The organism is Exiguobacterium sp. s34 (assembly GCF_018617435.1).
Taxonomy (GTDB): Bacteria; Bacillota; Bacilli; order Exiguobacteriales; family Exiguobacteriaceae; genus Exiguobacterium; species Exiguobacterium aestuarii.
The window spans coordinates 698,322-705,472 of record NZ_JACSKE010000001.1 but is presented as its reverse complement, the minus strand read 5'-3'; the positions used below and the strand labels follow the sequence as shown (position 1 = coordinate 705,472).

General features: G+C 47.2%; 6 protein-coding genes, 8 tRNA genes and 2 rRNA genes. All 16 read left to right on the top strand.

What is annotated here, in order from left to right; genetic code table 11:
• Positions 1–84: ribosomal RNA gene (locus tag KNO87_RS03595) — 23S ribosomal RNA — on the top strand; the annotation flags it as partial.
• A gap of 94 nt (positions 85–178) precedes the next feature.
• Positions 179–295: ribosomal RNA gene (gene rrf / locus KNO87_RS03590) — 5S ribosomal RNA — on the top strand.
• Positions 296–303: 8 nt separating this feature from the next.
• Positions 304–378, top strand: a tRNA-Asn gene (locus KNO87_RS03585).
• 5 nt (positions 379–383) lie between these two features.
• Positions 384–458 (top strand) — tRNA-Glu (locus KNO87_RS03580).
• A gap of 4 nt (positions 459–462) precedes the next feature.
• Positions 463–538 (top strand) — tRNA-Val (locus tag KNO87_RS03575).
• Between the two features lie 31 nt (positions 539–569).
• Positions 570–642 (top strand) — tRNA-Thr (locus KNO87_RS03570).
• A gap of 6 nt (positions 643–648) precedes the next feature.
• Positions 649–732: transfer RNA gene (locus KNO87_RS03565), tRNA-Tyr, on the top strand.
• A gap of 5 nt (positions 733–737) precedes the next feature.
• A tRNA-Lys gene (locus KNO87_RS03560) sits at positions 738–813 on the top strand.
• Positions 814–820: 7 nt separating this feature from the next.
• A tRNA-Gly gene (locus KNO87_RS03555) sits at positions 821–895 on the top strand.
• Between the two features lie 17 nt (positions 896–912).
• Positions 913–988 (top strand) — tRNA-Ala (locus KNO87_RS03550).
• A 201-nt stretch (positions 989–1,189) separates the two neighbouring features.
• Positions 1,190–2,092 (top strand): arginase, encoded by a 903-nt coding sequence (gene rocF, locus KNO87_RS03545; RefSeq protein ID WP_214792350.1) that lies wholly within the window; start codon positions 1,190–1,192, stop codon positions 2,090–2,092.
• Between the two features lie 130 nt (positions 2,093–2,222).
• Positions 2,223–2,798 carry an RNA polymerase sigma factor SigW gene (gene sigW, locus KNO87_RS03540; RefSeq protein ID WP_012727640.1) on the top strand — a complete coding sequence of 192 codons (576 nt, stop codon included), beginning with the start codon at positions 2,223–2,225 and terminating at the stop codon, positions 2,796–2,798.
• Complete coding sequence (locus tag KNO87_RS03535; protein ID WP_214785819.1) at positions 2,795–3,430, top strand: RseA family anti-sigma factor; 636 nt, start codon at positions 2,795–2,797, stop codon at positions 3,428–3,430. Before sigW ends, KNO87_RS03535 begins: the two co-directional genes overlap by 4 nt.
• 129 nt (positions 3,431–3,559) lie before the next feature.
• The gene (gene cdaA, locus KNO87_RS03530) at positions 3,560–4,420 is read left to right on the top strand and encodes a diadenylate cyclase CdaA (protein WP_214785821.1); all 861 of its coding nucleotides are present in this window, start codon (positions 3,560–3,562) and stop codon (positions 4,418–4,420) included.
• Complete coding sequence (locus KNO87_RS03525; protein ID WP_214792353.1) at positions 4,421–5,701, top strand: CdaR family protein; 1,281 nt, start codon at positions 4,421–4,423, stop codon at positions 5,699–5,701.
• 36 nt (positions 5,702–5,737) lie between these two features.
• Complete coding sequence (glmM, locus tag KNO87_RS03520) at positions 5,738–7,096, top strand: phosphoglucosamine mutase (protein WP_214697357.1); 1,359 nt, start codon at positions 5,738–5,740, stop codon at positions 7,094–7,096.
• The last annotated feature ends 55 nt before the right edge of the window (positions 7,097–7,151 follow it).

Below are 7,151 nucleotides of genomic sequence, written 5' to 3'. Positions count from 1 at the left end.
GAGACGATGAGGTAGATAGGTCATGGGTGGAAGCGTGGTGACACGTGGAGCTGAATGATACTAATCGGTCGAGGCTTTGATCTAGTCTAACGGTTTGTGTTGATGAATCCTCAGTTTTCAGGGAATAAACCCTAAACATTATTGACATGCGTATGACGTGATGTTAATATTCATTTTGTCTGGTGGCGATAGCGAGACGGCCACACCTGTTCCCATGCCGAACACAGAAGTTAAGCGTCTCAGCGCCGAAAGTAGTTGGGGGATCTCCCCCTGTGAGGATAGGACGTTGCCAGGCAAGATCGTTCCGCAATAGCTCAGTGGTAGAGCAACCGGCTGTTAACCGGTAGGTCGTAGGTTCAAATCCTACTTGCGGAGCCAATTTAGGCCCGTTGGTCAAGCGGTTAAGACACCGCCCTTTCACGGCGGTAACACGGGTTCGAATCCCGTACGGGTCACCAATATGGAGGATTAGCTCAGCTGGGAGAGCACCTGCCTTACAAGCAGGGGGTCGGCGGTTCGATCCCGTCATCCTCCACCATTTTTATTTATTCCATCAAACCTATATATATGCCGGTGTAGCTCAGTTGGTAGAGCATCTGACTTGTAATCAGAGGGTCGAGGGTTCGAATCCTTTCGCCGGCACTCCTCGGGGGGGTAGCGAAGTGGCTAAACGCGGCGGACTGTAAATCCGCTCCTTCGGGTTCGGCGGTTCGAATCCGCCCCCCCCCACCAGGTTTGAGCCATTAGCTCAGTTGGTAGAGCATCTGACTTTTAATCAGAGGGTCGCAGGTTCGAGCCCTGCATGGCTCACCATTTTTTTGCGGAAGTAGTTCAGTGGTAGAATACGACCTTGCCAAGGTCGGGGTCGCGGGTTCGAATCCCGTCTTCCGCTCCATATTTTCTTCCCTTTAAGGGGCCTTAGCTCAGCTGGGAGAGCGCCTGCCTTGCACGCAGGAGGTCAGCGGTTCGATCCCGCTAGGCTCCACCATATGTTTGTTTCTTAAGTTAGTGATGACTTAAGTTTTTTTTTGCCTAAAACCATGAACCATTCAAATGAGAGTACAGAGAAAGGCAGCCTGCCACCATTCAGGCTGCCTTTTTGTATGTTTATTCATTGCGATGCCGAGTTGAACCAAGTGAATGATAGCGTTTACAATTTAGGTATCAAGTGCTTAAAGGGGGAATGGCAATGCAATGGTCATATATTCATGTGCCGCTACGGTACGGTCAAGGAAAACTCGGGGTTGACCAAGGTCCGGCGAAATTAAACGAATTAGGAATGGAAAAACTCCTTCCGACTGAAACAGTCAAACATACAATTCGTGTATTACCGGAATCAGAGATTCGTGAAAATGAAGAACATTTAAAGCGAGTCGATGGTGTCTTACACACTGTCACCGAGTTAGCGGAAGTCGTGCATCGCGAAATCACCGCAAATCGGTTCCCGTTGATCGTTGGGGGCGATCATAGTATGGCAATCGGTACACTTGCTGGACTGGCGCAAACGGGACCATACGGCGTTATTTGGGTAGATGCACATGCCGATTTAAATACCGGAGAAACTTCGCCGTCAGGCAACATTCATGGGATGCCACTTGCTGCAGCAATGGGGATGGGCGATGTTCGTCTGACAGAGGTAGGTGGACGTGAGCCGAAATTATCGCCAGAGCATTTAGTGTATATTGCGCTTCGTGATATCGATGAGGGCGAAATGAATGAAATCAATCGTCTTGGGATTAAAGTCATTACGGTAGAAGAAGTACGTACGCGTGGTGTCGACGTCATTATGCAAGAGGCGTTGAGCTATCTCCGTGAACGAGTCAACCGTTTTTACATTAGCTTCGATATGGATAGTTTAGATGCAGCGCTTGTTCCAGGAACAGGGACACCAGTTGACGGTGGTTTGACAGAAGTCGAAGCCAAAGCCATTTTAACAGAAGCCATGAAGGCGGATGATCTAATTGCTGTTGAACTCGTTGAATTGAATCCATCATTAGATCGAGACAACATGACAGCAAACTTAGCATACCGTCTATGTGAAACGATTATAAAATCAAAAGAAAACCTGTTATTGGAAGGCGAGACAGTCTGATTTCCTTACAGTTTCCAAACCCGTTTGCTACAATGGGGGTGGAAACTTTTTTTTATTTTCATGAAACCATTTTATAAGTGAGACGTATATAGAAATGACCGCACGTGTAGCGGAGAGGGGAAGTGGATTGATGGAACGGCTGACCACCCGTTTGGTAGATGAATTGAGGGCGGGGAATCACGATTCGTTTGCCGAACTGGTAGAACTATACAAGGATGGCGTCTTTGCAATCGCCTATAAAATTTTGTATGATCGTGGCGAAGCGGAAGACGCTGCCCAGGAAGCGTTCATTCGTGCGTATACACGAATTGATACGTATGACGCACAATATAAGTTCAAAACATGGCTCTATCGAATCACAACGAACGTTGCCATTGATCGATTAAGGAAACGGAAACCGGAGTATTCGATGGATGCTGAAATTGCGGGTACGGACGGTTTGACCTATCAAGACCACTTAGCTGATGAAGCGCCCCAACCCGATGCCCAAGTGGTTCATCGCGAAATTCGAAGTGAGATGCATGAGGCAATCAAGCAACTTCCGGACAAATACCGCATTCCCTTATTGTTAAAGTACGTGGATGATTTGTCACTTAAAGAAATCAGCGTGATGATCGACATGCCGGTCGCAACGGTTAAGACAAGGATCTTCCGGGGAAGAGAAATGTTAAAAACAATCTTTCAAAATAGGGAGGGGTTCAATTGACTCCTGAAGAAAAAGTACAACAATATTTGGAAGATGGCGTTTTGCCCGAAGAATCTGACGAATTGCGTCAGTTGTTAGAGGACGATGAATTATATGAGTCGTATCTACAATATGAACGAATCGACGCAGAACTGAAAGCATTGCCTCGTCCAAAGTTATCAGCAGATTTTACGGCTCGTGTAATGGCGGCCCTGCCTGAAACACCTGCACAAAAAGCACCTGATGCGGTCATTCCGTTATCAAAACCGGTCCGAAAAGAACGAAAACCGCTCTCGAAGCAAATGGTCTGGTTACAACGACATCCAGGTTTGATTGCAGCAGTCCTATTCTTTAGTTTGATGTCGAGTGCGACCCTTGGACTATGGAACAGTGCATCTGAGACGATGACGTATACAAAAGTACCGGGTGTTGTCGTATCAGAGAACGAAGTCATTGTGCCGGCCGGTGTAACGGTCGAGAAAGATATCACGGTCCAAGGTGGCGATTTACGAATCGAAGGAACGGTCAAAGGTGACGCGACCGCTGTAAATGGTCGTGCGTATTTGGCCAGTGCCGGTCAAGTGACAGGTGAGCTTGAACAGATTGACCAAATGTTCGAATGGATTTGGTATTCGATCAAACAGCTTTTCTAAAGACGCTTTTGGCGTCTTTTTTTTTCGTTTCAATCTGGTTTCGTTTTGATGTGACGCAATGCGAATATACAGAATTGATGATATAATGGAAATTGCACGATTTAGCTAGGTAGTTAAGGAGGGGAGCATTTGCCGCTACTTGAACAAGTATCATTTTTCTCATTTTTAAATCTTTCAGAAAACGTACATTGGTACGATTATTTGAATGATGTTTTAGATATCGTCGTCGTCACGTACGTCATTTATAAATTAATGATGATTGTGCGTGGGACAAAAGCAGTTCAGTTAATCAAAGGGATCTCGATCATCCTGGTCAGTTGGTTCTTGAGCGGTTTCTTCGGGTTGAAGACGCTCCAGTTCTTGCTAAATCAGGTGATTACGTATGGTCTTCTTGGAATCATCATCATCTTTCAACCTGAGTTGAGACGTGGTCTTGAGCATCTCGGGCGCACGAGCAATTTGTTCGGTCGTACGGGAACAAGTGACGAAGAGCAACAACGACAAATGATTGAAGCAATCGTCAGTTCTGCGCAGTACATGTCAAAACGGCGAATCGGTGCATTGATTGCCATCGAGCGCGATACGGGACTCAATGAATATGTGGAGACAGGTATTCGGATGGATTCTCATATTACGTCTCAGTTGATTATTAACTTATTCATTCCAAACACGCCACTTCATGATGGTGCGATGATTATTCAGGATGGAAAGATTGCAGCGGCAGCTTGTTATTTACCGCTCTCAGAAAGTCCACACATCGATAAAGCACTCGGGACGCGTCACCGTGCAGCTATTGGAGTCAGTGAAGTGACAGATAGTGTGACCCTCACCGTTTCAGAAGAAACAGGAGCGGTCTCTCTTGCGATTGCAGGACGTCTGTATCGAGAGTTGGATGAGGAAGCGCTACGCAACAAATTAATTCAAGAACTCGTCATCGAAGAAAAAGAGACGACCCTCTCGTTCTTCGGTAAAAAAGGAGGGGATAAGTAAGTGATTGATCAGTGGTTACAACATAAATGGTTTCTCCGCTTCATCGCACTTGCTTTAGCCGTCCTTTTATACTTAATGGTCGCAGAGACTAGTTCTTCGAACAATGCGTCGAGCGCGCTGCCAATCGTCGGGCAAAGTTCCATGACGCTCGATGTGCCGGTCGAAGTGTTTTTTGATGAGGTGCAGTATGTCGCATATAATGTACCTGAAGAGATGGGTGTTGAGCTCCAAGGTCCGTCAAGTAGTTTGACGATGACCAAATTGGTGAAAGATTATCAAGTATTCGTCGACTTGACGAACCTCGGGACTGGCTTTCACCGTGTCCCTGTGGAAGCACGAGGGTTCGGTGGCGACGTCAACGTCAAGCTAGACCGAGAAACCGTCGAAATCTACATTGACCGGAAGCAAACGATTGAAGTGCCGGTGTCTGTGAATTTATTAAATAAAGATCAGTTACCGGACGGAAAAGTGGCGGGTGATGTCGAGATCGAGCCGTCTACTGTGAAAGTCACAGGAGGCGCAAGTCGGATTCAAAACGTCAAAGAAATCACATTGAATGTCGATGTCGCAAGTCAAAGTCAGACGTTTACACGAGAAATTCCCCCGACCATTTTAGATGCGAACGGGAATCCGTTGAACGTGTCGGTCGATCCAAATATCATCAATGTGACCGTACCAATTTATGATGAGAGTGCGATGATTCCAATCGAGGTCGTCACGAGCGGAAAAGTGGCCGATGACTTCCGATTAGTTGATACGTTGTTAGGTGAGACGGAAGTCCGTGTCTTTGCACCAAAAGAGGTGCTCGACGCACTCGAAAAAGTCGAGACGGAACCGATTGAACTGGATGACTTAACGAAGTCGGAGAAGGTATCTGCTACTTTACGCCTTCCGGAAGGCGCCACATCACTTGGTAAAAAAGAAGTGGAAGTCCAAGTGCTCATTCGTCCGAACGATGAGTCGAAAGATGACACGGGCGAGTTGACAGAACGGATTCGATTGACGGTCCCGGTCAATGTTCGCGGATATGACCGGACGAATTATACAGTTCAAACACAAGAAGTCGTCAGTGTGACACTTTCAGGGAAACGATCTCTCCTAGAGAACATCTCTTCAAACAGTGTCAACGTGACACTGGATTTGACCGGTTTACCGAGTGGGACACACGCGGTAGATGTAGATTATGAAGTACCAAAAGGCGTGACTGTCGTCTCGCCAAAAACGATCGATGTTCAAGTGACGAGCGTCGATGAAGAAACAGAGACATCTTCCATTCAATAAAGATGTTCAATCATACAAAAGTGAGGATTTAATCTTATGGGTAAATATTTTGGAACAGATGGAGTTCGCGGTGTTGCGAACTCTGAGTTAACTGCGGAATTAGCATATCGTTTAGGTCGTGCGGGTGGCTACGTGCTCTCGAAACATTTGCCAGAAGGCGAACAGCCAAAAGTTTTGATTGGCCGTGACACACGCATCTCTGGACATATGTTAGAGGGTGCCCTGATTGCGGGTCTTCTGTCAATCGGTGCAGAAGTCATGCGTCTCGGCGTCATTTCGACACCAGGAGTCGCTTACTTAACAAAGTCATTAGATGCGACAGCGGGAGTCATGATCTCGGCATCGCATAACCCCGTCGCAGACAACGGCATCAAATTCTTTGGTAGCGATGGTTTCAAATTAGATGATGCGACTGAACAAGAAATCGAAGACATTTTAGACGCAGCGGAAGATACACTTCCACGGCCGACTGGAAAAGACCTCGGTTTCGTTTCAGATTATTACGAGGGTGCACAAAAATACCTTCAAATGTTGAAACAGACTGTAGAAGAGGACTTCGATGGTCTTCACATCGCTCTTGATTGCGCACATGGCGCAACGAGCGGTCTTGCAGCGCGTCTCTTCGCTGACCTTGAGGCGAACGTATCGACAATCGGTAACTCGCCGAACGGGTTGAACATCAATGAAGGTGTCGGCTCGACACACCCTGAGCACTTGGCTGAGTTCGTTCGTGAAAAAGGAGCGGACATGGGTCTTGCCTTTGATGGCGATGGAGACCGTTTGATTGCAATTGATGAGAACGGCGATATCGTGGACGGGGACAAAATCATGTATATTTGCGGGAAATACTTGAGTGAAAAAGGTCGTTTGAAAGACAACACGATTGTCGCAACGGTCATGAGTAACCTCGGTTTCCATAAAGCTGTGGAAGAAGCAGGCATGACGGCGCTTCAGACAGCGGTCGGCGATCGTTACGTTGTGGAAGAGATGAAGAAACATCAATACACACTCGGTGGCGAACAGTCGGGTCACTTGATCTTCCTCGATCACTCGACAACGGGTGACGGGATGTTGTCAGGCGTCCAGTTGGCGGAAATCGTCAAGTCGACGGGCCGTAAACTTTCTGAATTGGCGGCTGAGATGCCAGTTTATCCACAAAAGCTCGTCAACATTCGTGTAACGAATAAGAACGATGCGATGAACGGCGAGCGTGTCCTCGCAACGATTCAAGAAGCAGAAGCTGAAATGGCTGGGAACGGTCGTATCCTCGTCCGTGCATCTGGAACAGAACCACTCGTCCGTGTCATGGCGGAAGCGCCGACAGCAGAAGAGTGCGACCTCTACGTTGAAAAAATTGCACAAGTCGTCCGTGAAGATTACGGTGTAGAAGGATAAAATTTCAGAAACCGGGAATAACACAAGGGAATCCAACGTTGGATTCCCTTTTTGT

Excerpts from the sequence above, each read along its gene's own strand:
- rocF (WP_214792350.1), top strand. The coding sequence starts at position 1,190 with ATGCAATGGTCATATATTCATGTGCCGCTACGGTACGGTCAAGGAAAA.
- sigW (WP_012727640.1), top strand. The coding sequence starts at position 2,223 with ATGGAACGGCTGACCACCCGTTTGGTAGATGAATTGAGGGCGGGGAAT.
- glmM (WP_214697357.1), top strand. The coding sequence starts at position 5,738 with ATGGGTAAATATTTTGGAACAGATGGAGTTCGCGGTGTTGCGAACTCT.